The organism is Thiohalophilus sp., assembly GCF_034522235.1.
Lineage (GTDB): Bacteria > Pseudomonadota > Gammaproteobacteria > UBA6429 > Thiohalophilaceae > Thiohalophilus.
This window is the reverse complement of sequence record NZ_JAXHLN010000003.1, coordinates 980,325-1,005,863: the sequence shown is the minus strand read 5'-3', so window position 1 is coordinate 1,005,863 and position 25,539 is coordinate 980,325. Positions and strand designations below refer to the sequence as shown.

General features: G+C 57.9%; 21 protein-coding genes and 1 other RNA gene. 11 read left to right on the top strand and 11 right to left on the bottom strand.

Annotated elements, in window-relative coordinates:
• Positions 1-37 precede the first annotated feature (37 nt).
• Positions 38-395, bottom strand: an RNA gene (rnpB, locus tag U5J94_RS07935) — RNase P RNA component class A.
• 50 nt (positions 396-445) lie between these two features.
• Positions 446-1,288: a 16S rRNA (cytidine(1402)-2'-O)-methyltransferase gene (gene rsmI / locus U5J94_RS07930; protein ID WP_322565104.1), complete on the bottom strand. Its 843-nt coding sequence runs from the start codon at positions 1,286-1,288 to the stop codon at positions 446-448.
• A 69-nt stretch (positions 1,289-1,357) separates the two neighbouring features.
• On the opposite strand from rsmI, the gene U5J94_RS07925 reads away from it, so the two are divergent.
• Genes U5J94_RS07925 through U5J94_RS07910 form a run of 4 tightly spaced genes read left to right on the top strand, consistent with a single transcriptional unit; the run spans position 1,358 to position 5,576 of the window.
• Positions 1,358-3,220, top strand: coding sequence for a penicillin-binding protein activator (locus U5J94_RS07925; protein ID WP_322565103.1), 1,863 nt, complete (start codon positions 1,358-1,360; stop codon positions 3,218-3,220).
• Positions 3,221-3,223: 3 nt separating this feature from the next.
• The gene (locus U5J94_RS07920; protein WP_322565102.1) at positions 3,224-3,610 is read left to right on the top strand and encodes a YraN family protein; all 387 of its coding nucleotides are present in this window, start codon (positions 3,224-3,226) and stop codon (positions 3,608-3,610) included.
• Positions 3,607-4,191, top strand: a complete 585-nt coding sequence (locus U5J94_RS07915) for a phosphoheptose isomerase (protein ID WP_322565101.1) — start codon at positions 3,607-3,609, stop codon at positions 4,189-4,191. Before U5J94_RS07920 ends, U5J94_RS07915 begins: the two co-directional genes overlap by 4 nt.
• Positions 4,191-5,576 (top strand): FAD-binding oxidoreductase, encoded by a 1,386-nt coding sequence (locus U5J94_RS07910; protein WP_322565100.1) that lies wholly within the window; start codon positions 4,191-4,193, stop codon positions 5,574-5,576. The genes U5J94_RS07915 and U5J94_RS07910 overlap by 1 nt, the downstream gene beginning before the upstream one ends.
• A 13-nt stretch (positions 5,577-5,589) precedes the next feature.
• Here U5J94_RS07910 and U5J94_RS07905 read toward each other — a convergent pair whose 3' ends face one another.
• The 6 genes from U5J94_RS07905 to U5J94_RS07880 all read right to left on the bottom strand — a co-directional run bounded on the left by U5J94_RS07905 (position 5,590) and on the right by U5J94_RS07880 (position 10,441).
• Positions 5,590-5,979 (bottom strand): ClpXP protease specificity-enhancing factor, encoded by a 390-nt coding sequence (locus U5J94_RS07905; RefSeq protein ID WP_322565099.1) that lies wholly within the window; start codon positions 5,977-5,979, stop codon positions 5,590-5,592.
• Positions 5,980-5,996: 17 nt separating this feature from the next.
• The gene (locus U5J94_RS07900; protein ID WP_416224161.1) at positions 5,997-6,623 is read right to left on the bottom strand and encodes a glutathione S-transferase N-terminal domain-containing protein; all 627 of its coding nucleotides are present in this window, start codon (positions 6,621-6,623) and stop codon (positions 5,997-5,999) included.
• A gap of 213 nt (positions 6,624-6,836) precedes the next feature.
• Positions 6,837-7,604: a cytochrome c1 gene (locus U5J94_RS07895; protein ID WP_416224205.1), complete on the bottom strand. Its 768-nt coding sequence runs from the start codon at positions 7,602-7,604 to the stop codon at positions 6,837-6,839.
• Positions 7,604-8,839 (bottom strand): cytochrome b, encoded by a 1,236-nt coding sequence (locus U5J94_RS07890; protein WP_416224160.1) that lies wholly within the window; start codon positions 8,837-8,839, stop codon positions 7,604-7,606. The genes U5J94_RS07895 and U5J94_RS07890 overlap by 1 nt, the downstream gene beginning before the upstream one ends.
• A complete protein-coding gene (petA, locus tag U5J94_RS07885) occupies positions 8,839-9,441 on the bottom strand; it encodes a ubiquinol-cytochrome c reductase iron-sulfur subunit (RefSeq protein ID WP_322565096.1) in 603 nt (200 codons plus the stop codon). The genes U5J94_RS07890 and petA overlap by 1 nt, the downstream gene beginning before the upstream one ends.
• 241 nt (positions 9,442-9,682) lie before the next feature.
• Positions 9,683-10,441: a Nif3-like dinuclear metal center hexameric protein gene (locus tag U5J94_RS07880; RefSeq protein WP_322565095.1), complete on the bottom strand. Its 759-nt coding sequence runs from the start codon at positions 10,439-10,441 to the stop codon at positions 9,683-9,685.
• A 63-nt stretch (positions 10,442-10,504) separates the two neighbouring features.
• Between U5J94_RS07880 and U5J94_RS07875 the strand changes: the two genes are divergently transcribed.
• Positions 10,505-11,671 carry a Do family serine endopeptidase gene (locus U5J94_RS07875; protein ID WP_322565094.1) on the top strand — a complete coding sequence of 389 codons (1,167 nt, stop codon included), beginning with the start codon at positions 10,505-10,507 and terminating at the stop codon, positions 11,669-11,671.
• A gap of 63 nt (positions 11,672-11,734) precedes the next feature.
• Here U5J94_RS07875 and U5J94_RS07870 read toward each other — a convergent pair whose 3' ends face one another.
• Positions 11,735-12,106 carry a hypothetical protein gene (locus U5J94_RS07870; RefSeq protein WP_322565093.1) on the bottom strand — a complete coding sequence of 124 codons (372 nt, stop codon included), beginning with the start codon at positions 12,104-12,106 and terminating at the stop codon, positions 11,735-11,737.
• Between the two features lie 342 nt (positions 12,107-12,448).
• Here U5J94_RS07870 and U5J94_RS07865 point away from each other — a divergent pair, with 342 nt between their 5' ends.
• Both U5J94_RS07865 and U5J94_RS07860 read left to right on the top strand, forming a co-directional pair.
• On the top strand, positions 12,449-14,620 hold the full coding sequence (locus U5J94_RS07865) for a malate synthase G (RefSeq protein ID WP_322565092.1): 2,172 nt from the start codon (positions 12,449-12,451) through the stop codon (positions 14,618-14,620).
• A gap of 115 nt (positions 14,621-14,735) precedes the next feature.
• Positions 14,736-15,380 carry an alkylmercury lyase family protein gene (locus tag U5J94_RS07860; protein ID WP_322565091.1) on the top strand — a complete coding sequence of 215 codons (645 nt, stop codon included), beginning with the start codon at positions 14,736-14,738 and terminating at the stop codon, positions 15,378-15,380.
• Between the two features lie 83 nt (positions 15,381-15,463).
• Here U5J94_RS07860 and U5J94_RS07855 read toward each other — a convergent pair whose 3' ends face one another.
• Together U5J94_RS07855 and U5J94_RS07850 are read right to left on the bottom strand one after the other, a co-directional pair.
• On the bottom strand, positions 15,464-17,860 hold the full coding sequence (locus U5J94_RS07855; RefSeq protein WP_322565090.1) for a putative bifunctional diguanylate cyclase/phosphodiesterase: 2,397 nt from the start codon (positions 17,858-17,860) through the stop codon (positions 15,464-15,466).
• Positions 17,861-18,327: 467 nt separating this feature from the next.
• A complete protein-coding gene (locus U5J94_RS07850) occupies positions 18,328-19,119 on the bottom strand; it encodes a hypothetical protein (protein WP_322565089.1) in 792 nt (263 codons plus the stop codon).
• A gap of 428 nt (positions 19,120-19,547) precedes the next feature.
• Between U5J94_RS07850 and U5J94_RS07845 the strand changes: the two genes are divergently transcribed.
• Genes U5J94_RS07845 through U5J94_RS07830 form a run of 4 tightly spaced genes read left to right on the top strand, consistent with a single transcriptional unit; the run spans position 19,548 to position 25,447 of the window.
• A complete protein-coding gene (locus U5J94_RS07845; protein WP_322565088.1) occupies positions 19,548-21,227 on the top strand; it encodes an NADH-quinone oxidoreductase subunit L in 1,680 nt (559 codons plus the stop codon).
• Position 21,228: 1 nt separating this feature from the next.
• Positions 21,229-21,987 carry a hypothetical protein gene (locus tag U5J94_RS07840; protein WP_322565087.1) on the top strand — a complete coding sequence of 253 codons (759 nt, stop codon included), beginning with the start codon at positions 21,229-21,231 and terminating at the stop codon, positions 21,985-21,987.
• Positions 21,984-25,124, top strand: a complete 3,141-nt coding sequence (locus U5J94_RS07835; RefSeq protein ID WP_322565086.1) for a DUF2309 domain-containing protein — start codon at positions 21,984-21,986, stop codon at positions 25,122-25,124. The genes U5J94_RS07840 and U5J94_RS07835 overlap by 4 nt, the downstream gene beginning before the upstream one ends.
• A complete protein-coding gene (locus U5J94_RS07830; protein ID WP_322565085.1) occupies positions 25,121-25,447 on the top strand; it encodes a P-II family nitrogen regulator in 327 nt (108 codons plus the stop codon). The genes U5J94_RS07835 and U5J94_RS07830 overlap by 4 nt, the downstream gene beginning before the upstream one ends.
• Positions 25,448-25,539: the final 92 nt, after the last annotated feature.

The following is a 25,539-nucleotide window of genomic DNA, read 5'->3' as shown; positions in this document are numbered from 1 at the left end:
ACAAGAGGTTACAGACGGGATTTAATGTGAATCAATAAGAAAGAGTCGGCCGTTAAGCCGGGTTCTGTCGTGGACAGTCATTCATCTGGGATGCGCGTCACCGCGCACCTCTAGCGACCTACCCGGGAACCGTGTGGGCCACACGCGGCCTTGCGGCCTGCTCCCCTATTTGGTCTTGCTCCGGATGGGGTTTACCCTGCCGCCGGTGTTACCACCGACGCGGTGCGCTCTTACCGCACCATTTCACCCTTACCGGCCGCTTGCGCGGCTTGGGCGGTATATTTTCTGCGGCACTTTCCGTAGGCTCGCGCCTCCCAGGCGTTACCTGGCATCCCGCCCGATGGAGCCCGGACTTTCCTCCCCGCCAGGGGCGGAGCGACTGTCAGGCCGACTCTTGCACCTATTATATAATAAGTATGTTCCTGGCGGGTGAAACCCCGGCTGATTAATTTTTCATCACCAGCGCCTGTTGATAGAGCTGGTTCTTTTTGACCCCGGTAATCCGCGCGGCCAGCGCCGCCGCCTGTTTGACGGGGAGTTCCTCCAGCAAGACTCCCAGAATCCGCTCGACTTCGGGATCCAGGACCGCCTCCACCGCCGGCGCGCCCGCCACCAGCAACACCATCTCCCCTTTTTGCTGATTGGCATCGCGGCTGACAAAGGCATGCAGCTCGTCCAGGCTGGCGCCCTGCACGGTTTCGAAGGTCTTGGTCAGTTCCCGGGCCAGCACGGCGTCCCGATCCCTGCCCAGGATCTCGCCCATATCCGCCAGGCTCTCCAGAATCCGGTGTGGCGACTCGTAAAACGCCAGCGTGCAGGGCTCGGCGGCCAGGGCCGCCAGCCGTTGACGGCGCGCGGCGCCTTTGGCCGGCAAAAAGCCGATAAACTTGAAACAGTCGGTGGGCAGCCCACTGACCGACAGGGCCGCGATCACCGCGCTGGGGCCGGGCACCGGGATCACCCGAACACCCTGCTGGCGGGCCTGCTGGACCAGATGAAAGCCGGGATCGCTGAGCAACGGCGTGCCGGCATCGGAAATCAACGCCACGCTCTCGCCATTGGCAAGACGCTCTAACAATCTGCTACTCTGTTCCCGCTCGTTATGTTCATGCAAGGCCACGCACGGGGTGGACACCGCATAATGCTGCAGCAAGCGGGCGCTGTGCCGCGTATCCTCGGCCGCAATCAGCGCGACCTGTTGCAGGATTTCCACGGCACGTTGTGACATGTCGCCGAGATTCCCGATCGGTGTTGCGACAATATAGAGCGCACTGTTTTCAGAGTTCACGGTATAATTTCCGTCAGGATCAGGTGCCGTCCGCCTTTTATACAGCAAAAACAGGAACCCGATGAAGTGATGATGCCACGCCGATTGTTTTCCCTCTGGGTCATGATTGTAACGCTTCTGCTGGCCGGTTGCGCCGGCGTGCCGGAAAAAGAAGTGGTGAAGGAAAAAGATCCGGTTATCGAAGCCGAACGCCTCTTTGCCAGCGGTGAATACCGGTCAGCCACCGAAGCCTTCAACGAGCTTGCCAAAGAGAGCAGCGGACCGCAGCAGACCAGCTTTTTGCTGCGCACCGCCGCCGCCCTGGCCCGCGATGATCGCGTCCACCAGAGCCGACAGATCCTCGAAACCGTTCAGCTGGATCCGCGTAATGTACAGCAACGGTTTTTGCTGAATCTGACCGAGGCCCACATCGCCCTGATGGAGCGCCGTGCCGAGGATGCCCTGCGTATTCTGCAGCAGTCGCCGTCAGGCCAGATCGACCATGCCTATCTGGCCGATTATCACCTGTTACGCGCCGATGCCCGCACCATGCTGGGAGACCGGATTGACACGGCCAGCGAACTGGTCAACCGCGAACAATATCTGCAGAACCCGCAACTGATCGAGGAAAACCAGCAGGCGATCTGGGAAGCCCTGGCAAGAATGAATGAACGCACCCTCGCCCGGATGCGCATAGCCGTCGGCAAGAATGTGCTCGGCGGCTGGATGGAACTGGTCCAGATCGCCAAGACCTACCAGCTGGACCCGGAAGTACTGAAGCGGCGCGTGGACGAATGGCACCAAAGCTACCCCGATCATCCCGTTCAGGAGAACATACTCAAGGGGTTACTGGAACGACGCCTGGAAGACATTATCCTCCCGCAGCGACTCGCCGTGTTGCTGCCGTTTGACAGCCGCTTCGGCCAGGCGGCCGAAGCCATACGCGACGGCATTATCGCCGCCTATTACTCGCGCCCGCATCACGCCGATCAGCGCATCCGTTTTTACGATAGCGGCTCCGACCCGGCAACGGCACTGGCGGCCTATAAACAGGCCCTTGCCGAGGATAGTGACTTTGTTATCGGCCCCCTGAACAAGGAATCCATCGAGTGGATTGCCGACAAAGGCACCTTCCCGGTCCCCACCCTGGCGCTCAACTACACACTCGAGCAGGACGCCCCCGACACGCTCTATCAGTTCGGCCTCTCGCCCGAAGAGGAAGCGCGCCAGGTCGCGGAGCGTACCTGGCTGGATGGTCACGTCAACAGTGCGGCGCTGATTCCGTCCGGCAGCTGGGGCGAACGGGTCTATACCGCCTTTCAGCAACGCTGGGAACAACTCGGCGGCCAGGTGATCGAAATTCAGCAATACAACGCCGAGCAGCAGGATTTCTCCGCCCCGATCCAGGATCTGCTGAACATCAACGAAAGCCGGCGCCGGGCCCGTAGTCTGCGCCAGTTACTGTCACAGGACATCAAGTTCGAACCACGCCGTCGCAAGGATATGGATTTTATTTTTCTCGCCGCCTATCCGCGTCAGGCCCGCCAGATTCGTCCGCAGCTGAAGTTCTATCACGCGGCCGATGTACCGGTGTATGCCACCTCCCATGTCTTTGCCGGTGGCCTGAATCAGGAACGGGATCGCGACATGGACGGCCTGATGTTTGGCGACATGCCCTGGGTACTGGCCGGCAGTACCGCCCATCGGGGGCTGCGCCCGACGATCGAACCGTATATCTCCCGTGCCGGCAACAGCCTGCAACGGCTTTATGCCCTGGGTATCGATGCCTACAACATTATCGCCGCCCTCAATACGCTCAAGGCCTATCCCTATGAGCGTTATGATGGCGAAACCGGCAGCCTCAGTCTGGATCCGCAGCAACGGGTCCAGCGCCAGCTGACCTGGGTCAAATTTCGCAGCGGCCGCCCCGTTGCCCTGGATGAAGGGTTATAAGGAATGTGGGCGGGGCTCAGGCGTGATCAACGCGGGAGCCGGGCCGAACAACTGGCTCGCCGCTATCTGGAACAACAGGGATTGCGCTTCGAGCAGGCCAACTTCCGCTGTCGTCGCGGCGAAATCGATTTGATCATGCGCGACAAGGACACGCTGGTATTTGTGGAAGTCCGTTATCGCAATAACACCCGTTACGGCAGCGCCGCCGAAACCGTGGATCGGCATAAACAGCGAAAACTGGTCACCACCGCGCTATTCTATTTGCAAGGTAACCCGGAACTGGCCCGGCTGGCCAGCCGCTTCGATGTAATTGCCATCAACGGTAACAGCGACTCGCCGCATATCGACTGGCATCCAAATGCCATACAAGCTCAGGATCTGACCTCATGAGTATCAACGACAACATACAGCAATTGTTCCGTGCCAGTATCGACACCAAGCAACAGGCCCAGGCCGTCGTCACCGAACCAATCGCCCGCAGTATCGGCTTGATGGTCGCCGCACTGCGTCGGGGCAACAAAATTCTCAGTTGCGGCAACGGCGGTTCCGCTGCCGATGCCCAGCATTTCGCCGCGGAACTGGTCTGCCGCTTCGAGCGCGAGCGGCCGGAACTGGCCGCCATCGCCCTGACCACCGACACTTCGGCGCTGACCGCCATTGCCAACGATTACGATTTCAGTCACGTGTTTGCCAAGCAGATCCGGGCGCTGGGCCAGCCCGACGATATCCTCCTGGCTATCTCGACCAGCGGCAACTCCCCCAGCGTGGTTCAGGCGGTCGAGGCGGCACATCACAAGGGCCTGCAGGTCGTGGCCCTGACCGGCCGTGACGGTGGACAGATTGGTAAACTGTTGCAAGGCAGTGATATCGAGATCCGGGTTCCTTCCGAGGTCACCGCCCGAATCCAGGAAGTACATTTGCTGGCAATTCACTGTTTCTGTCACCAGATCGATGAAGAGTTGTTTGGTTAATGCCTTTACCCGACGCGTTTGTTCGGCGCTTGCAACAGGAGCTGGGTAGCGAAGGCCTGTTGAGCGATCCCGCGGAAACCTGGAACTATGGCTACGACAACAGCCGTCGCCACGCCGCGCCTGAACTGGTTGCCCTGCCGGCCGACCACGACCAGGTGGCTGCCGTCGTGCGTCTTTGTCACGAATTTGTCGTACCGCTGACCGCTCGGGGCCGCGGCACCGGCACCACCGGCGCCAGCGTACCCATCAACGGCGGCGTGATTCTTTCAACCGAAAAAATGAACCATGTCATCCGGATCGATCCCGCCAACCGCTACATGGTGGTGGAGCCCGGCGTCACCAACCAGCAGGTCCAGGATGTCGCCGCCGAACACGGTTTTTTCTGGCCGCCCGATCCCACCAGTGCCGCCTACTGCTCGATCGGGGGCAATCTGGCCTACAACTCGGCGGGACCGCGGGCCATCAAATACGGCACACCGCGGGAAAACACCTTCGGCCTGCGCGCGATCACCGGTGACGGCAAGAGTATCCGCACCGGGGTCTACACGACCAAGGGGGTGGTCGGCTACGATCTGACCCGCTTGCTGATCGGCTCCGAAGGCACGCTGGCGATCATCACTGAAGCCACCTTGAAACTGACCCCCTTGCCCGAAAGCAAACGCACCCTGCAAGTCATCTACCGCGATATCGACAGTGCTGCCCGTGCAGTCTCCGCCATTATGGCCCAGCCGGTCGTCCCCTATGCGCTGGAGTTTATGGATGCCGGGGCGATCAACATGATTCGCGACTACTCCGAAGCCGAGCTGCCCCGGGATGCCGGCGCCCTGCTGATGATCGAGGTGGACGGGGCCGAGAACAATATTCAACACGCCGTTGACGCCATTTGCCGTGCTGCCGACAACGACGGCCTGTTAAAACTGACCCGCGCGAAAACCGCCGCCGAAATCCAGGCACTGTGGCAGACCCGCAAGGCGCTCTCCCCGGCCCTGCGCACCATCGCCCCGAAAAAGATCAACGAAGATGTGGTGGTGCCGGTTTCCCGCATTCCCGAACTGATCAACGGCCTGAACCGGCTCGCCGAACAGTACGCCATTACCATCGTCAACTTCGGCCACGCCGGTAACGGCAATATCCATGTCAACCTGCTGGCCAACCCCGACGACCCGGACGAGATGCTGCGGACGCATCAATGCCTCGATGCCGTCTTCTCCCTGGTCCTGGAGCTGGACGGCACCCTCTCCGGCGAGCACGGGGTCGGTATCGAAAAGCAGGAGTTCGTCGGCCGCGAGATCGAACCGGTCACGCTGGAACTGATGCGGCGCATCAAGCAGGACTTTGACCCAAAGGGCATTTTGAATCCGGGGAAAATGTTCCCGACGCGGTGAAAAATTTAGCAGGTTATTTCACAAGTTTGAGGTTGGGCTTGCCGGATTTGCTGTCGTCGTCCGGGGTATCGTCCGGCGGCGGCATATCGTCGGATTCGTTGAATACCATCCCCTGGCCGTTTTCCTTGGCGTAGATCGCCAGTACGGCATTCACCGGAAAACTGACCTCCATAGGCTTGCTGGCGAAGCGGGCATTGAAGGCAACGTAATCGTTGCCCAGATCCAGGGCGTTGACCGCAATCGGACCGATATTCAGGACGATCTTGCCGTTTTCCACGTAATCGCGCGGAATATAGGCATAGTCGTTTTCAGCATTGACCAGGACATAGGGTGTCATCTGGTTATCGACGATCCAGTCATAAATCGCACGAAGCAAATACGGCTGGCTGGGCGTCATAGACATGGCATTACCTTTGGGACTTATTCTTCTTTCAGTTCCTTCTCACCCTCGGTGAGACTCTGTTTGAAGGATTCACGTTCAAACATCCGTTCGGCGTAGTTAATCAACGGCCTGGCCGCGGCGGGCAGCTCGATGCCGTAGGACGGCAGACGCCACAACAAGGGGGTGACGCTGCAGTCAATCAGGGAGAACTCGTTACCCAGGAAAAACGGTTTCTGATCGAAAATCGGTGAAATCGACATCAGGCTGTCGCGCAGCTCCTTGCGCACGGCATCACTGGCCGTCCCGGGGTTGGTCAACTGGTGGGCCAGGCGATACCAGTCACGCTCAATGCGGTGCAGCATCATCCGGTTGCGCGCCCGCGAGACCGGATCGACCGGCATCAAAGGCGGATGCGGAAAGCGTTCGTCGAGGTATTCCATGATGACCTGGTGTTCGAATAACACCAAATCCCGATCCACCAGCGTCGGCACCTCATTGTAGGGATTCAAATCCTTGAGATCTTCCGGCGTGTCGCCAAGATCGACGTTGTGAATATCGTAGTTGATACCCTTTTCCGCCAGTACGATGCGTACCATGTGGCAGTACGGACAGGTATTGCCCGAAAACAGAGTCATTGCCAAACGTCGATTGGCCATTTGCGCCATGCTTTTCCCCATTGCTATATGTTCAGAAACGAAACAGGGGAAACCCGGAGGGCTTCCCCTGTTGATTATACCGAACTTATCGCATCGTTTGGCGCTTCCGTTGGGAAAAATCGGCCTTTGTGGTGCGCAAGTGTCTGATTTGGCGCTCTCAGCCCGCGAAGATCCCCGGGCGTGGCCCGCTGCGGCGGGGCGTAGCGCCCCGCCTCACGCGCTTTAATGGATGTCTTTCCAGTATTCCTTCTTCAGGGCATAGGCAAAGAAGAACAGAACGACCAGGAACAGAATCACCCAGACGCCGATCTTGTAGCGATCCAGCTTGGCGGGCTCGCCGGTGTAGACCAGAAAGTTCACCAGATCCCGGACCGCGTTGTCGTATTCGGCCGGGCTCATGGAACCTTCCTTGACCATTTCGTAATCGACCAGTTCCTTGACCTCTTCGCCGTCTTCACCCTCATGGGTCTCATAGACCGGTTTTTTCAGGCCTTCGAGCTCCCACAGGACGTGCGGCATCCCGACCAGCGGAAACGCTTCGTTGTTGACGCCCATCGGGCGGGAGTCGTCCACGTAGAAGGTCTTCAGGTAGGTGTATAACCAGTCAGCTCCACGTGAACGCGCGATCACGGACAGATCCGGCACCTTGGTGCCGAACCAGTTGGCGGCATCCTCGGCGGGCATGGCGTTCTCCATCAGCGAGCCCATCTTGGGGAGCTCCCCGGTGGATGATGTGGAAAAATCGGACACGAACATCAGATTCTGCGCCACCTGTTCGTCGCTCAACCCGATATCCTGGCCCATACGGTTATAACGCATGGAAGAGAGGGAGTGACAACCCATGCAGTAATTGACGTACAACTGGGCACCCCGTTGCAGGGAAGCCTTGTTATTCAGGTCAACATCCGCGTCCAGCAGCTTGATGTTCCCGCCGGCGGCCAGGGCCGCAACCGGTGCCAACATCAGCAGAAATGCAGTTATTTTTTTCATCATTTGTCAATCACCCTCTCCGGAACCGGTTTGGTCTTGTCGATTTTGGTGTACCAGGGCATCAGCAGGAAAAACGCAAAGTACAGCGCGGTGAAGATCTGCGCCAACAGCGTTTTAACCGGTGTTGACGGCTGTACCCCCAGATAACCCAGCACGACAAAACTGATAACAAGGACGGCCAGGGCAACCTTGAACAACGGACCACGGTAACGCACTGATTTGACCGGGCTGCGATCCAGCCAGGGCAGGAAGAACATCACCACAATCGCGGCACCCATGACCACAACGCCGGGGAACTGCGAACCGAACATCGGCGGAATCGCGCGCAACATGGCGTAGAACGGCGTGAAGTACCAGACCGGGGCTATATGCTCGGGAGTCTTGAGCGGATCCGCCGGCACAAAGTTGGCGTGCTCAATGAAGTAGCCGCCCATCTCCGGTGCAAAGAACACCACCGCGAAGAAGAAAATCAGGAACACCACCACACCGGCAATATCCTTGACCGTGTAATACGGATGGAACGGAATGCCGTCGATCGGCTTGCCGTTGGCGTCCTTGTTCTTCTTGATTTCCACGCCATCGGGGTTATTGGAACCGACTTCGTGCAGGGCGAGGATGTGGGCTACCACCAGGGCAATCAGCACCAGCGGCAGAGCAATCACGTGGAAGGCAAAGAAGCGGTTCAGGGTCGCATCGCCGATAACATAGTCACCGCGAATCCAGACCGACAGCTCCTCACCGACGAACGGCACAGCGGAGAACAGATTGACGATAACCTGCGCCCCCCAGTAGGACATCTGCCCCCAGGGCAGCAGATAGCCGAAGAAGGCTTCCGCCATCAGCGCCAGATAGATCAGCACGCCGAAGATCCAGATCAGCTCGCGCGGGTTCTTGTAGGAACCGTACATCAGCCCGCGATACATATGCAGATAGACCACGATGAAGAACGCCGAGGCGCCGGTGGAATGCATATAACGGATCAGCCAGCCCCAGTTGACATCACGCATGATGTACTCGACCGAGGCGAACGCCATGCCCGCGTCGGGCTTGTAATGCATGGTCAGGAAGATACCGGTGACGATCTGGATGACCAGTACCAGCAAGGCGAGCGAACCGAAAAAGTACCAGAAGTTGAAGTTTTTCGGCGCGTAATATTCGGAAAGATGCTCCTTCCACATCTTGCTCATGGGGAAACGGGCATCGATCCAGTTCATAAAGGCTTGTGTTTTACTCATCAGGCTGCCCCTCCGTCTTCACCGACCAGCACGACCGAATCGCTCAGGAATTTGAACGGCGGCACCACAAGGTTGGTCGGCGCCGGCACACCGGCATAAACCCGGCCGGCCATATCGAATTTGGAACCGTGACAGGGGCAGAAGAAACCACCCTTCCACTCCTTGCCGCCCATGTCCCTGGCACCCGGTTCCGGTCGATAGGTGGGCGAGCAGCCCAGATGGGTACAAATTCCCACCAGCACAGCGATTTCGGGACTCTTACCACGGGAGCGGTGAAGATTCTGCGCATATTCCGGTTGCTGAGGCATTGTCGATTGCGGGTCCGCCAGTTTTTCGTTCAGGGATTCCAGATCAGCCATGTTTTGCTCGGTACGGCGTATCACCCAGATAGGCTTGCCGCGCCATTCGACGGTCACCCGTTCGCCCGGCGACAGCTTGCTGACGTCCACTTCCACCGGCGCGCCGGCCGCCTGGGCACGGGCACTGGGGTTCATGGAGTGAATAAACGGAATCGCGATGCCGACCACGCCTACTGCACCCACCACACTGGTAGAGGCAAGCAGAAATCGGCGTCGGCTGGTATCAATGCCATCGGTACTCATTTAAATAAATCTCCCCGACTCAGGTATAAAAGGATCACAGCCGACAACCGGCCATCATCGAAAAATCGTGCTAGTGAAATCGCTATGCCTAAATGAGAGTTTCAGAATGTGGTAAACATCCAGGATTTCAGGCGGGCATAGTTTCGCGTATCAGGCAGCCGGGGTCAAGAAAGCCGGCTATATACCCTAGCGCATCAATAAGTTATATCATCTCCTTGTTAACTTTAGCCTAATCCGACGGTTAAGCCGGGTTGTCGATATCAATAAACCGTTGTTCCAGCCCAAAGTGGCCGCCCAGATGCTCACCCAGGGCCCGGGCACCGTAACGCTCGGTAGCGTGATGGCCCGCCGCGTAAAAGTGGAGCCCGTTTTCCCGCGCCAGGTGGACTGTCTGTTCCGAGACCTCACCGGTCAAATAACCGTCCACCCCGAGGCGGACCGCTTCCTCGATCAACCCCTGGGCACCCCCGGTACACCAGGCCAGCGTGCGCACCGGCGCCATGGCCTCACCCACATGCAGCGGCGCACGGCCCAGCCGGGCGCCGATCTGCTCGGCCAGCGCCGCCCCGGAGAGCGGCTCGGCGAGGCGGCCATAGAGGCCAATGGCCGGATTGCCCGCCGGGCCGAAGCTGCCTTCCACATTCAACCCCAGCACCTGCGCCAACTGCACGTTGTTGCCGTAGACAGGATGGGCATCCAGCGGCAGGTGATAGGCCAGCAGGCTGATGTCGTGTTCCAGCAGGCGGGCGATACGCTGTTTTTTAATGCCGACGATCGGCGCCGCCTCGCCCTTCCAGAAATAACCGTGATGCACCAGCAGGGCATCGGCCCCGGCTTCGATCGCCGACTCGATCAGCGCCTGCGAGGCGGTCACGCCACACACCAGTCGGCCGACCGAGGCCGCGCCCTCGACCTGTAAGCCGTTGGGGCAGTAATCCCCGAACCGTTCCACCTCCAGCAGGTCATCCAGATAGCGGACCAAATCTTTCAGATGCACCATGCGAATCCCGTCTCCATCAGTTATTATCCGGTGAAATCCTCACAGTGTAACCAATTCCTTATCATGATGCGCCTGACCCGTTCGCTCAAATTCATTCTCCAGTTTGCCGTGCTCGGCCTGGCCGTGGCCTTCGTCGTCATCTATCTGCTGCCCGACAATGCCCTGCGCCCGGGCGGCAACCAGGTGGTCGAGGTCCGCGAAACCCCGCCCCGCGAGCAGCTCCCCCGCAATGCCGGCCCGGTATCCTATGCCAACGCGGTGGAGATTGCCGCGCCGGCGGTGGTCAATATTCATACCAAAAAGCTCATCACCCGCGAGGCCCATCCCTTACTGGACGATCCCATGTTTCGCCACTTTTTCGGCGACGACTTCGGCGGCCCGCGCGAGCGCGAAGAGACCAATCTCGGCTCCGGCGTCATCATCAGTCAGCAGGGCTACATCCTCACCAACAACCATGTGATCAGCGACGCCGAAGAGATTCAGATCGCGCTGCGTGATCAACGTACAGCCAACGCCACCGTCGTCGGCACCGATCCCGACACCGATCTGGCCGTGCTCAAAATCGAGCTGGACAACCTGCCGGTCATCACCCTGGGCCGGTCCGATCAATTACGGGTCGGCGACGTGGTGCTGGCCATTGGCAACCCCTTCGGCGTCGGCCAGACCGTCACCTCCGGCATTGTCAGCGCCACCGGGCGTAACATGCTCGGCATCAACACCTTCGAAAACTTCATCCAGACCGACGCGGCCATCAATCCCGGCAACTCCGGCGGCGCCCTGATCACCGCCAGCGGCGATCTGGTCGGCATCAATACCGCCATCTTCTCGCGCAGCGGCGGCTCGCAGGGCATCGGTTTCGCCATCCCCACCAGCCTGGCCCGCGATGTCATGCACCAGATCATCGAACACGGCGAGGTCAAGCGCGGCTGGCTCGGCGTTGCCATTCAGAACATCAATGATAACCTCGCCGAGTCCCTGAACCTTGATGAAGATCAAAAAGGGGTCATCATCACCAGCATTCTCAATAACGGACCGGCCGACAAGGCCGGTCTGCAGCCCGGGGATGTCATTACCCGTATCGATGGCCAACCGGTCACCGATGTTGCCACGGCACTGGACCTCATCAGTGGTAATCGACCCGGCAGTAAAATCCGTATCCAGGGCCTGCGTCAGAACGACGCATTCGACAAAACCGTCAAAGTGGCCCAGCGGCCGAAACAGGATGAATAAGAAACGCCCCGTCGCCAATCGGGCGAGGTTTTAGCAATCAGGAACGAACAAGGCGCCCTCCGATCACTCAGGTTCCGGCATTTTCCAGGGTTGACGCAGCGCCAGTATCACCAGCGGGATCAGTGCCAGGCTCAACACCAGTGGCCCATAGACCAGCAGACTGATGCCATAGGCTTCGGTCGGCACAAAGCGCACGACAGCGACCATCCAGATATGAATTGCCAACAACACCACACCGTGTAGTGTCACCAGCGCACGGTCCATCAACGCCACCGCCAGGGAATAGACAAAATAAGGCAATAACCCGACCAGCAGGATGCCGGCATGCAGGTAATACCCCTCCGCCGCTTGCGGCTCGAACGCCGCGATAAACGCCACGACGACCCCGGTGGCAATCATCAGGTACTCCAGCACTTTTAAATAACGCCTCGTCATCGTCATACCCCTGTATCGTTTGTGAGCTCACTGCACGTCCTGACACCAACAAGTATAGTCACTGCATCCTGTTATAAAAGGAGCGGCCGTCGACGAGGTCACAGTTCACTGACCACAATTCATGAGTATTTACAGGGTTTTTAGCCGTTTCTTTTCGTGCAGGCGAAAACACCGCCTCCGGTTGGGAGCACGACAATCGATCGGTGAGTCGTTTATTGTCGCCCGGGTACGGGTCATCACCTTGTCTGTGGCGAGTCTTCAACGAAGAGGTTCAAAAACGTCTATGCTTAAAATGGTAAACTATGGATAACGACGGCCAGACCCGACATCAAAGGTACCCCCATGACGCAATACATCCAGGCCGGCGAACTGCAGATCGACAGCCAGCTACATGCCTTTATTATGGATGAAGCGCTGCCCGGTTCCGGAATTGAACCCGAACAATTCTGGAGCACACTCTCGGAAACGGTTCACCAATTCGGCCCGCGCAATCATGAACTGCTTGAACAGCGCGATAATCTCCAGGCCCGGATCGATGCCTGGCACCGCGAACATCCCCGCTTTGATGCCAAAGCCTACAAACAGTTTCTGATCGACATCGAATATCTCTTACCCGAAGGTGATGATTTCAGCATCACCACCACCAACGTGGATGACGAAATCGCCACGGTGGCCGGCCCGCAACTGGTGGTGCCCGTCACCAACGCCCGCTACGCCCTGAACGCCGCCAATGCGCGCTGGGGAAGCCTGTATGATGCCCTCTACGGCACCGATGTAATCGACGAGTCCGACGGCGCCGAACGCACCCCCCGGTATAACCCCCGGCGCGGTGAAAAGGTAATCGACTGGGCCATGGACCTGCTCGATTCGGTCGCCCCGCTGGCCAAAGGCAGCCACCATATCGCAAGCAGTTACAGCATAGACAACGGAAAACTGACAGTCACTCTGACGGATGGGACGTTAACCACACTCCAGCAGGCCGATCAGTTTGCCGGTTTCGATGGCCACAGTGACGAGCCACAAGCCGTGCTGTTGCGCCACAACGGTCTGCACATCGAGCTGCAGATCGATCGCGAACACCCCACCGGCAAGACCCACCCGGCCGGCATTAAAGACATTCAGCTGGAAGCGGCGCTCACCACCATTCAGGATCTGGAAGATTCGGTTGCCACGGTCGATGCCGAGGACAAGGTGCTGGCCTATCGTAACTGGCTGGGACTGATGCAGGGCAACCTGACGGAGACCTTCTCCAAATCCGGCAAGATGCTCACCCGCCGCCTCAACCCGGATCGCCAGTACCAGACCCCGGGCGGCGACACCCTGACCCTGCCCGGACGCAGCCTGTTACTCATTCGCAACGTCGGCCTGTTTATTCATACCGACGCAGCAGTGACCCACTACGGCGCACCAATCCCCGAGGGTATCCTCGATGCACTGGTCACCACCTTGATCGCGCTGCATGATATCCGGGAAAACAGTTCACTCAGCAATTCCCGCCGCGGCAGCATTTATCTGGTCAAACCCAAACTGCACGGCCCCGAGGAAGCCGCCTTTACCAATGAACTGCTCGACTTTATCGAGGATCAACTGAACCTGGCCCGGCATACCCTCAAGCTGGGCATCATGGACGAAGAACGCCGCACCTCGGTCAACCTCAAGGAATGCATCCGCGCCGCAAAGGATCGCGTGGTGTTCATCAATACCGGCTTTCTGGATCGCACCGGTGACGAGATCCACACCGGCATGGAAGCCGGCCCCATGGTGCGCAAGGGGGCAATGAAAGAGAGCATCTGGATCCAGGCCTATGAAAAGATCAATGTCGAAACCGGTCTGGCCTGCGGCTTCAGCGGCAAGGCGCAGATCGGCAAAGGCATGTGGGCCATGCCGGATAACATGAAGGCGATGCTGGCCGCGAAGATCGACCACCCCCGAGCCGGCGCCAACACGGCCTGGGTCCCCTCGCCCACCGCCGCTGTGCTGCATGCCATCCACTATCATCAGGTGAACGTCTTCGAGCGACAAGGGACAATCGCCAAAAGCAAACGCACCCCGGTCGATGATCTGCTGGTCATTCCGCTGCTCGGTAACGACCGGTCCGATGCCGACGGCATCACCCGGGAACTGGAAAACAACGCCCAGGGCATCCTCGGTTACGTGGTGCGCTGGATCAACCAGGGGATTGGCTGCTCCAAGGTGCCCGACATCAACAATATCGGTTTAATGGAAGACCGCGCCACCCTGCGTATCGCCAGCCAGCACATCGCCAACTGGCTACACCACGGCCTATGCGATGCCGAACAGGTGCTGGAAGTGATGAAGCGCATGGCGGAAAAAGTCGACCGTCAAAACGGCGGCGATCCCACCTATACCCCGATGGGGCCGGATTTCAACAACAGCCAGGCCTTCCGGGCCGCCTTTGATCTGGTCATCAAGGGGCGCGAACAGGCCAACGGCTATACCGAGCCGTTACTCTATACCCACAGACGCGCAGTCAAAGAAAAAGGGAAAGAATAATCAAGCGTACTGTTTGAATTCCGGGTACCTAATCCGATTTTAAAACCGCGGAGAGCCTTCAACGCTATTATCGGTCGGTTACGCCGGAATGACGCGCCTCACATCAGGAGCACACATGGATATTCAAGCCGCGGTGGCACGACTGAATTCACAACTCCCTCTCAAGGCCCGACAGACACAGTTGTCGCCTGCGTTAAAAAACCTGCATCAGGCTATTCTGCGCAGTTTTATCGAACACGGTCGGGCACCAACCGGGGCCGAACTCGAGATCGGGCTGCACGGAGAGGACCTGGGAGCAAGTTTACACAAGCTGGGGGAGGCTGATCTGATCGTACTGGATAAACAGGAGCAATTACCGGTTGGTGCGTATCCCCTGACCAGTGAGCAAACCCCGCACCAAATCGCCGTCAACGGCCATACGATCCATGCCATGTGCGCCCTGGATGCCCTCTCCGTGGCACCGATGTTTGACGAAACGGTGAACATTACCTCCAGGTGCCATATAAGCAACAGCCCCATCAAGATTCGGATGCAGGGCGATACCCTGCTCGAGGCCCGGCCCGACGACGCCATCGTCGGGATTCGCTGGCAAATGCCCACCACCGTGGCGGCGCACAGCATGTGCATGGAGATGGTCTTTCTTGAAAACCGGGCAACGGCCGAACACTGGCAAGACGGCGATACGGAAAATATTTCGCTTTTCACCCTGCCCGAGGCTGTGGCGTTTGGCAAAGGGTTCTTTTTGCCGTTAATGGAGTGATGTTGGCCGGCTAACCGCCAGTTGTAACACAAAGTACGCAAGAGGCCGCTATTCAGCTTGTGCCAATCGGATAAATTTACCTGCTATCGGTCCTTTACAGATGCTTCGTTTAGCAACTCGATAAATCCGCACGGATAATGAACCGCATAGCCTTGCGCAAAATCCACGCCCATCTCTCGCAACAGCTTCAGCGTGGCTTCATTTTCGACAAACTCGGCAACAACCCTTTTTTCCAGTGACCGGCCAATATCGCTAATTGCGTTCACCATCACCCGATCGGTATTATCCGTGGCGATATTGCGTACTAAATTTCCGTCGATCTTGATGAAGTCCACCGGCATTTGACGCAGATATCCGAATGACGACAGACCCGCGCCGAAATCATCGAGCGCAAAAGTGCAACCGAGCTCACCCAGGCGCTCCATAAAGACACGCGCGTCACTCAGATTCCTGACTGCTGCGGTCTCGGTAATTTCAAAGCATATTTTTTCCGCCGGAATGGCGTGTTGTTCCAACAAGGTAACAACGAAATCGAGAAAATCCCGGTGACCAAACGACCGACCTGAAATATTGATGTGGCAGGCGTCCAGCTTATCAAGATGCCGCGGATGATGATCGAGTTGAGTCACCACATTCTCAATCACCCAACGATCGATCAGGTGAGCCATTTCGAACCGCTCTGCCGCCGGCAAAAATGCCTCCGGAAACAGGATTCGCCCGTCCTCATCCTTCATGCGGACAAGCACTTCATAGCGGACCTGATCCGGGTGCGACAGCGAGGCGATAGACTGCGCATCCATGAATAGCCGGTTATTATCAAGTGCCGCCCGAATGCGACCAACCCATTCCATTTGCTCGCGATGTTTGACAAGTTCCTTGTCGTCATCATGGACAAGATGAATACGGTTCCCCCCCTGTTCCTTGGCCAGATAACAGGCCGCATCCGCCATCCGTAACAGGTTGTCCGCATCAACATTAGCAGAAGTAATCGGTACAATCCCGATACTGCAACCAACATTAAAACTGCGTTCTTCCCAGGCGAATCTTGTCTCGACCAGGGTTTTGCGCAGTTTCTCGGTCACGTTTATTGCCATGTCCAGATCGCAATATTCCAGAATCAGCGCAAACTCATCACCACCGAGACGCGCCAGCACATCGCCCTTGCGAAGATGCTGGCTCAGGATATCCGCCACCTGTTGCAGCAGATAGTCCCCAACAAAATGTCCCGAGGTATCATTAATGATCTTGAACTGGTCGAGATCGATAAAACACAACGCGTGAAGTGAGTCTTCATTACGTGCCCGACTCAATGCATCTTCCAGGTAACGCCCGAAGGCGCGCCGGTTGATCAGCCCGGTCAGTTCATCATGGCTCGCCTGATAACTCAACTCCGCCGACAAACGTTGAGCTTCCGATATGTCTTCCAGAATGACAAGATAGCAAACTTGCGAATCAGACAGTTCGGCAACCCGGGTTAATGTCAGCCTGGCCCAGGCTGTCGAACCATCTCCACAGATCATACGCTGCTCAAACGTCCGGGCGGCAAACGGTTCGGGGACCGGATACAGCGGATCATCCTCTCCGGCTTCCTTGTCCTCTGGATGGAGAAGTTGCGCGTAATTAAGCTTGAGAATGTCTTCTCTGGGATAGCGTAAAATCCCGCACAACGTCGGGTTCACCTCCAGCAGGCGACCGTCTTCGGCCACCTGGGCAATCCCTACCCCGGCCTGCTCAAAAGTTGCGCGGAATTTGCGTTCCGAGTTGCGCAGTGCCCGGGTCAGCCTTAGCGTGAAAGTCATGGCAATCACACCAAACACAATAAAAAACACGACACTGGCCAGTGACAATATGCTGGGCATCAGGCGTGCCAGTCGGGTCATGGCACTGCGAAACGTTGCAACCTGGATGTCCAGCTTGTCACTGGCCGTGACCAGTTGTTCCTTCAACTCAGCCAGTCGCCGGGAGGAGGGTTCTTCGGACTGCCATTCGCGCGCCAGTCCCTCGGCAATTTCCCCCAGCGCCAGAATTTGCCGATCACTGTCCTGCCATGCCCTCACTGCGTCACGAAAATACGGGGCATCGGAAAAAAATCGAAACAATACGATAACGCGAGGAATGTCCGAGGGATGAAACTGGCCGCGCAGAAATCCCTCACGTGCCGCCGTATAGTCGAAAGGCTCATTCTCCATCGCCCTGCGGGCCTGGAGATCGCCCAGTGGAATATCGTACCAACGTCGCGCCAGTTCCAGCATTTCAGGCTCGCCGGTTTCGGCATACTCAGACAAATAATAGACCGTCTTGACCTGACCCCGGGACCAGATAGTTTGTCCGGACAGATAGGCCGCCACCCCCGACTGAATCTGGACCACCGCCACCGTGAAAGCCGCAGCCAGTATGGCCAGGGCAAAAAGCCCGCCAATCAGTCCGACATAACGCACACCGTGGCGTGGAGCGGGGCGGGGCTGCCGTCGATTAGCCAAATGACATTCCTTTTGTAGCTAAAACGGGAAATAAGCTCGGGACAGGATTCCTCCCTTCTCTAACTTATTTCGACATGCAAACATATATCTTTAATTTCCATGCGAATATAAGGGTAAACCCTAATCACAAACCACAGAATAACCTTTCATATCATAGGAAAATCTTGCTCGACATGACGGAATAACGAATCAGCACCCATTCACCACAGGCTGTCAGCAGCACACAGATACGACTCAGATGGGACTGACCGCCAATTTCCTGAAACCTGTCACAAAATTAATTGCGACAGCATTCCCGGCAAACGCAATCAAAACCGGCCGCTCGGAAATACTCTCGGGTGCGGCGGGGGATAAAACTCAAGACAGAGGCTGAGAACACAGCCGGGAAGACACAATACTTTGTCAGCAATGCGACCCGAAAACCGGGTACAGGGGAAACCGGGAGACCGTGGTGGAGACTAACCGGATCAGAACATAAAAGTCAGGCTGGCGCTGAACGCCTCCTCGTCGACAACGCGCCCCTGGATATCGATGGCAAGCCGATCGGCCGGTAACATTGTCAATCCGAAAAACGCACCAACCAGGCTGTCTTTCTCAGTTGAACCGGCATCATAAGTTGTACCTCCCCATGTTGCATTTGCCGAATAATCCGACCCGACAAACTTTATTCCGGCATAGGGTGTAAAACCACTGAACTTGTAGCTAAGACCAAGTGCAGCGTGCCATTGTGTATATTCGGCATCTGTTGCCCCTCCTAACTGGTCTCTGGAGTAAAATACATCATTGATGGTAATACCATCATAATCGATACCTTGAACTGTTTGATATTGCAGATCAGTGATGATCGACAAGCCACTCTCATCTTCATAGAGCACAGCCGCAATCCCTGCACCCCAGGCAAATTCATCCCTCAAATCAAACTCGAAATCATCTCCCTGACTTTTGCCCCTATATTTCAATCCGCTGGCAACGCCGAACTTGGCATAAAGATCCACTCTGTTGGCCACAGAATAAACAATTTTGACAGTACTGATATTTCCCTCAACCTCACCATCCAAGTCTTTTAATTCCGCCTTGTCAATAATGTTAGTTTCAATCCCCAGTCCCACCCTGGCTCTGGCCCAGGAGGCGCGCTCCTGGTAGACCGTCCCCTTGATACCGGTTGCCCCCAACGGCAATGTTACCGGTTCGGCATTGGCAGGTAATGATAGAACAGCAATGATCGGCAACAGAGCCAGCGGGGTGACGGATGAGCGCATGGTTTATCTCTTGTTTTTATTGGTGAATTTCCAAGAGAATAATGATTATTTTCTGCACAATCAATGGGGTTACAGGCATCTGGCAATGTGTATTGCCGTGATCCAACGCCCTGGCACATCCGGCACAGGCTTCCCGATATACCCCCGGAAGATATATTTTGACCCGGCGGCTATCTTCCGCTGCTCGCGGATGTCCCCACGCATTGCACGTTTTACAAGCATAGTTCATAAGCAATCATTCCTATTTGTAATATCGATATTTCCCTATCAGTGATACCGATACACTTGCCTGAGTTGTGAGGCGGGAGCCCCAGCCCGCTGCTGAAAGACGCGGCGGTTCATCAGCCAATCAGACAGGAAGGGCAGGCTCGTGGGTTTCCCTTGCAGACGAGACGCAAACCTTTTCCTGGTAACAGGTGAGAGACAGCATGGAACAGATCATCGTACTGATAGCGGGGGTACCGATCCTCTCGGCCTTGCTGACGCATCTGCTGGGCCCGCGAATGGGACGGCGCGTCGCACACCTGAGTATGATCGGTACGGTACTCACCTTTGGCATCTCCGTCGCCGCCCTGTGGCTGGTCCTTGCCGGGCACGGTCCGAAAACCGTCAGCCTGTTCGGTTCCGGTGCGCTGTTGTTACTCGAACCGCTGAGCACCCTGATGGCCGTGGTCATTGCCGGTATCAGTCTGGTCGTGCATGTCTATTCCCTGCGTTACATGGCCGAAGAGATCGGTTACAGCCGCTTCTTCGTGCTGCTCGATCTGATGACCGCCACCCTGCTGGTGATGGTGTTCGCCGGCGATCTGCTGACTCTGCTCATTGCCTGGCAGCTGGTCGGGGTCCTGCTCTATTTTCTGCTCGGTCAGAATACCCGGGATGTTTCAGCCTATCGCTATGCCTTCTGGACCAAGATCACCTACCGCATCGGCGACTTACCATTACTCATTGCCGCGGTGTTGCTCTACCAGGCCTACGGCACCGGCTCGTTGCCGGCGATTTTCGAGCAAATCAGTACCGATCCGGGCGCGCACCAGGTGCTGGGCTGGCCATTAATGGATGTGGTCGCGGCGCTCATCGCTTTGGCCGCCTTTGCCCGCTCGGCGCAGTTTCTGCTGCACACCTGGCTGCCCTATTCCATGTCCGGGCCGACGCCGGTCTCGGCATTGATGCACGCGGGCATCGTTAATGCCGGGGGCTTTTTGATCAATCGCTTTGCGCCGGTGTTCGTGCACAGTTCCGGCGTGTTGCACTGGGTGTTCATTGTGGGTCTGTTCACCGCCGTGATTGGCTCAATCCTGATGCTGACCCAGAACGACATCAAAAAGTCCCTGGGTTACTCCACCATGGGCCAGATGGGCTTTATGATCATGGAATGCGGCATCGGCGCGTTCTCGCTGGCCATTTATCATCTGATTGCCCACGGGCTGTTCAAGGGCACGCTGTTTCTGGGCGCCGGCAGCATCATCAACGCCGCGCGCAAGGATGATGGCGTGCCCAAGGACGATCTGTATACCTTCGTGGTGGAACGCCGTCCGGTGCGACAGCGCTTGCCCTGGCGGCTGATGGCCGCCATTACCCTGGCGGTCCCGATCGCGATTCTGGTGGCCGCCCACTGGCTGGTTGCGGAAGATTATTTCCAGAAACAAAGCGCCATCGTGTTGCTGTTCTTCGGCTGGATCACCGGGGCGCAACTGATCTTCACCACTTACCGGATGCGGACCCGGAATCTGCGCCGGCTGATTACGCTGAGTATCTTCTCCTTCGCTGTGGTCGTACTCGGCTACACCTTGATCAGTCACGCTTTCGATCTGTTTTTGTATCCCGATCCGGTATTTCGCGAACAAATCTATGCGGCGGCCGATTTTGATCTGTTCTGGTTCGATCTGCTGATGGGATTGATTGCCCTGGTCATCATTTTTGGCTGGATCATCATCAGCTTCACCGATCAAAACGGCAACCACAAAAGCCAATACCGCCGCCAGCTGTGGTTGTCAGTCTATGCATTGATCTCGCGCGAGTTTTATCTCACCGATCTCTATACCCGATTCAGCCGGGCCCTGCTGGCCTTCGCGGGACGGCTCAATCTCTGGTTGAGGTGGATCTGAGATGCAGACAGGATCCTATCTGCTGATCGGCATTTTTCTGCCGTTGTTCCCGCTGAGCGTGGGCTTCAACTTTATGCTGGGTCGAAGCCGTTCTGCCCTGTTGCGCATTGTGTTGTTGCTGCTCTGGCCACAGATCGGCCTGACCCTGTTGCAGACCCTGGACAGTCCCCTGCCAAACTGGATAGTCCCGCTGGCCCTGTTCACCGCTGCCCTGTATGCCTTGCGCACCCTGGCCCTGCGCGATGTGGGGCAGTGGAGCGGGTTTCTGGCCACTTCGGCCTGGGCCTTGCTGTGGATTGCGGCCCAGGGTGATGTCCCGGCGCTGGAGTTGCATCTTTTTGCGCTGGGCTTCAGTGCGCCCCTGGTTTTGCTGGCACTGCTCGGCGCGGGACTGGAACGCCGCTTTGGCGCCGCCTATACCGGCCTTTACGGCGGGCTGGCTGAATCGATTCCCCGCTTCAGCACGATACTCGTGCTGGTGGTGCTGGCGATTATCGCCACACCGCTGTTCCCGACGTTCTTCATCATGCTCGCCACCCTGGTACAAGCTGTCGCGGTCACGCCGCTTGTGGCCGTCGCTGTCGTCCTTGTCTGGTTATTGTGGAGCTGGGCGGGCGCGCGCCTGTTGCAGGGATTAATTGTCGGCCCGGCGGGCGACGATGAAGTGATTGATCTGAATCGCTTCACCACCGGGGCTTATGCGCTGGCATTAACCCTGCTGATGGTGAGCGGGCTGTACGGCATCGGAGTCCTGTCATGACATTGCCATTGGGACAACAGCTTAAAATTCGCACCATGATCTACGTGGCCGGCGAACCCATTCCGTTTTTCTGGCCCATGCGTTCGTTCATTCACCATAACCCGCTGCACGGCCTGGAACATCTCCCCTTTCCCGAAGCCGTGGAAACCGGCGCGCAACTGTTTCATGGGCGGGGCTTTTTGTCCCGGCGGGAATACCAGCGTTATCTGACGCAAAACAAAGTGGAGCATGCCGCGCTGGCAGCCGGGATCGATGACTTTCTGGCGCAGCAGCCGGCAATCACCGGCATCGATCTGTCGCACTGGTTAATGACATTACTTACCCGGACCGACCAACCGGTCATGCGGGTCACGTCTTTGGCCGACGCGAACGATGTGTATGCCGTTATCCAGCGAACAGAGCAACCCGAAGCGACGGTCGATCCCGACACCCTGACGGCGACGCTGCATGAAACTTTGCTGGACACCTGTCCTTTATATGAAGCGGTGGACCGGCTCTATGGCACCGGGATCGGCGCCGAGCTGGATGAGCTGGTGATCAAAAGCTGTCTCGATTTCTTCGACGAGGGCCAGTCTGTCTGGCACATGCCCGGTCGCAAAAATGGTCTGTTCAGCGCCTGGCGCGAGCTGGCCCTGCGCAACGCCCGGCTGTTTATGCGCGGCCTGCATATCGAGCGGATTCTGGAAAATGAACCGCACCCCGAAGGCGTGATTGCCTCGGTGATGAGTGAGCTGGGTATTCCCGAGGATAAATGGGTCAGCTGTTTCTCCCGCGAATTATCCCGCCTGCACGGCTGGGCCGGCTTCATCCGCTGGCGGGCCAACGCCAAGCATTATTACTGGAGTCAACGTTATCCCGCCGACCTGGTCGATTTTCTGGCGATACGCCTGACCCTGGCCCTCGCTCTGCTCGCCGAACGCGGTCGCCAGCAGATCGCCACCGATCGGGCCGCGCTGGAAAGCCTCATTCAAACCCGGCCCCGGGAGACCTGGCTACGCCATGAATTAAACAGCGGCGCGATACTGCCGGCCTATGCCCGACGCGTGGAGCAAACCCTGGCCCGCGGGCGCGCGGCCGCCATTGAAAAATGCTTTGATGACTATGTGCGTGCCAAACGCCGCCACGACGCCGAAGACCAGGCCACCCGCCTGCGTCAGCTGGCCGCCAGATCCAATGCCAGATCCGATGCAAGCGCCGACGCGACCGCCGCACTCGAAGCCATAACACCCGGGCAACTGGGCGGGCTGATGCTGCTGCTGCAACAGTTCGAAGGCGAGGAAGGCATGCTCTGGCTGCGCGCAATGGAGGCCCATGCCATGGAAAATATCTTGCGGGACGTCAATCTGACCCCGCCGGCCCCGCGCGACAAACGCCCCTTTGCCCAGGCCCTGTTTTGCATCGACACCCGCTCCGAGCGGATTCGCCGTCACCTGGAAAGCGCGGGGGATTACCAGACCTTCGGCATCGCCGGTTTCTTCGGCATTCCCATCAGCTTCATGGAACTGGGCAAGGGCAGCGAGATCCATTTGTGTCCGGTCTTGCTCAAACCGAAAAACCTGGTCCTGGAAATGACCGCCACGGAACCGGAGGATGTGGCCGCCACCACCGCGCTGGAGAAGGTGCTGCACGAACTGAAAGAATCGGTCCTCACCCCGTATGTCACCGTCGAGGCTATCGGCATGTTGTTCGGCTTCGACATGATCGGCAAAACATTCATGCCGCAAAGCTACACCCGCTGGCGCCAGCACCTGTACCGCGACAAGCCCCCGACGCATCTGCTGCTCGACAAGCTGGATCGCGAGCAGGCCGACTCCATCGTTCGCGCCGTGCAACGGGCGGTCGTGGCCAAGGCGGTGGAACAGGAGTTCGAGCTCGAGCCCGAAGCGATTACCGACGCCATGGTCCGCGAACTGCGTGAAGCCGCCCTGGGCCATGTCGCACAGGCCCCGGCAGTGCGCGAAGCACTGGGCCTGACTCAAGAAGCCGAACAGGCCTTTATCCAGCGCCTGCGCTCTGTCTACCGGATTGAACCGGCCTTCGCGCAACTGCAAAGGGAACAGCTGGGGCGGATCGGTTTCAGCCTCGAGGAGCAGACCAACTTTGTCAGCCAGGCGCTGCACTCGATCGGCCTGAACCGGACGTTCTCACGCTTTATCCTGCTGGTTGGCCACGGCAGCACGTCTGAGAATAACCCTTATGAGTCGGCGCTCGATTGTGGCGCCTGTGGCGGCAATCAGGGCATAGTCAATGCCCGCGCGCTGGCCCAGATGGCCAACAAGTCCCAGGTCCGCCAGCGCCTGCGTGCCCGGGGGATCGATATTCCCGACGATGCCTGGTTCCTGCCGGCCCTGCACGACACCACCACCGATGAGATCAAACTGTTCGATCTCGATCGGCTGCCGTCCTCGCATGTGGTCTATCTCGATCGCCTGCGCAGCGGTCTGACCGGCGCCTCGCGGCTGTGTGCCCGGGAACGGCTCCCCGAACTGCAACTGACGCCGGGTCAATGCGACCCGGCCGAGGCCAATCACCATGCCCGACGCAATGCCATGGACTGGTCACAGGTGCGCCCGGAATGGGGCCTGTCCGGCAACGCCTATTTCATCATCGGCCGCCGCAACCTGACCCAACACCTGTCACTGGAAGGCCGTGCGTTTTTGCATTCCTATGATTACCGCGCCGATCCCAAACGGCGTCTGCTGGAGAGCATCCTCACCGGCCCGCTGGTGGTCGGCCAGTGGATCAACATGGAACACTATTTTTCCAGCGTGGATAACGAACGCTTCGGCAGCGGCAGCAAGGTCTATCACAACGTGGCCGGACGCTTCGGCGTGATGACCGGCAACCTCAGCGATCTGCGCACCGGCCTGCCAGCCCAGACCGTGCTCGATCAGGGACAGCCCTATCATCAGCCGATCCGGCTGATCACCGTCATCGAGGCGCCCTACGAACATGCCCGTCAGGCCATCGAGGAAGTGGCCACGGTCAAGAACCTGGTGCGTAACGGCTGGGTGCGCATTGTGATCATCGACCCGGAACAGAACACGGCCCATATCTACGACCACAACGCCTGGCAGCGCCGGTCGTTAACTGGCGACAGTCAGCAGGAACAACCCACGGAGTCCACTGCATCATGAAAAACCTGAACTTCAGTCCGTTGAAAAAACTCGAGATCATCCTGGGCGGCGAACACCAGAGCTTTGCCACCGACGTGCTGGATCGGGCCGGCGTCAAGGGCTACACCATTATCAACAACCTCTCCGGCAAAGGCAGCCACGGTTTTCATGAAGGCCATCTCATGTTTAACGAGGATGACGTGCTGATCATGATCATCGCCGCAGTACCCGAGGAGCGGGTCAAGCCGATACTCGAAGGCCTGTCGCCCTTCTACAACGAGCATTCGGGCGTGGTGTTTATCTCCGACATTCAGGTGACACGGCTGGTGAAATTCAGCGGTTAAGCACCGATGCCAGCACGTAGAAGTCATTCAGGCCGGCAATAATCCGGTTCAGGCGCCCCTGTTCGCCTTCGTCACCCGGTGTCGCATGGGCA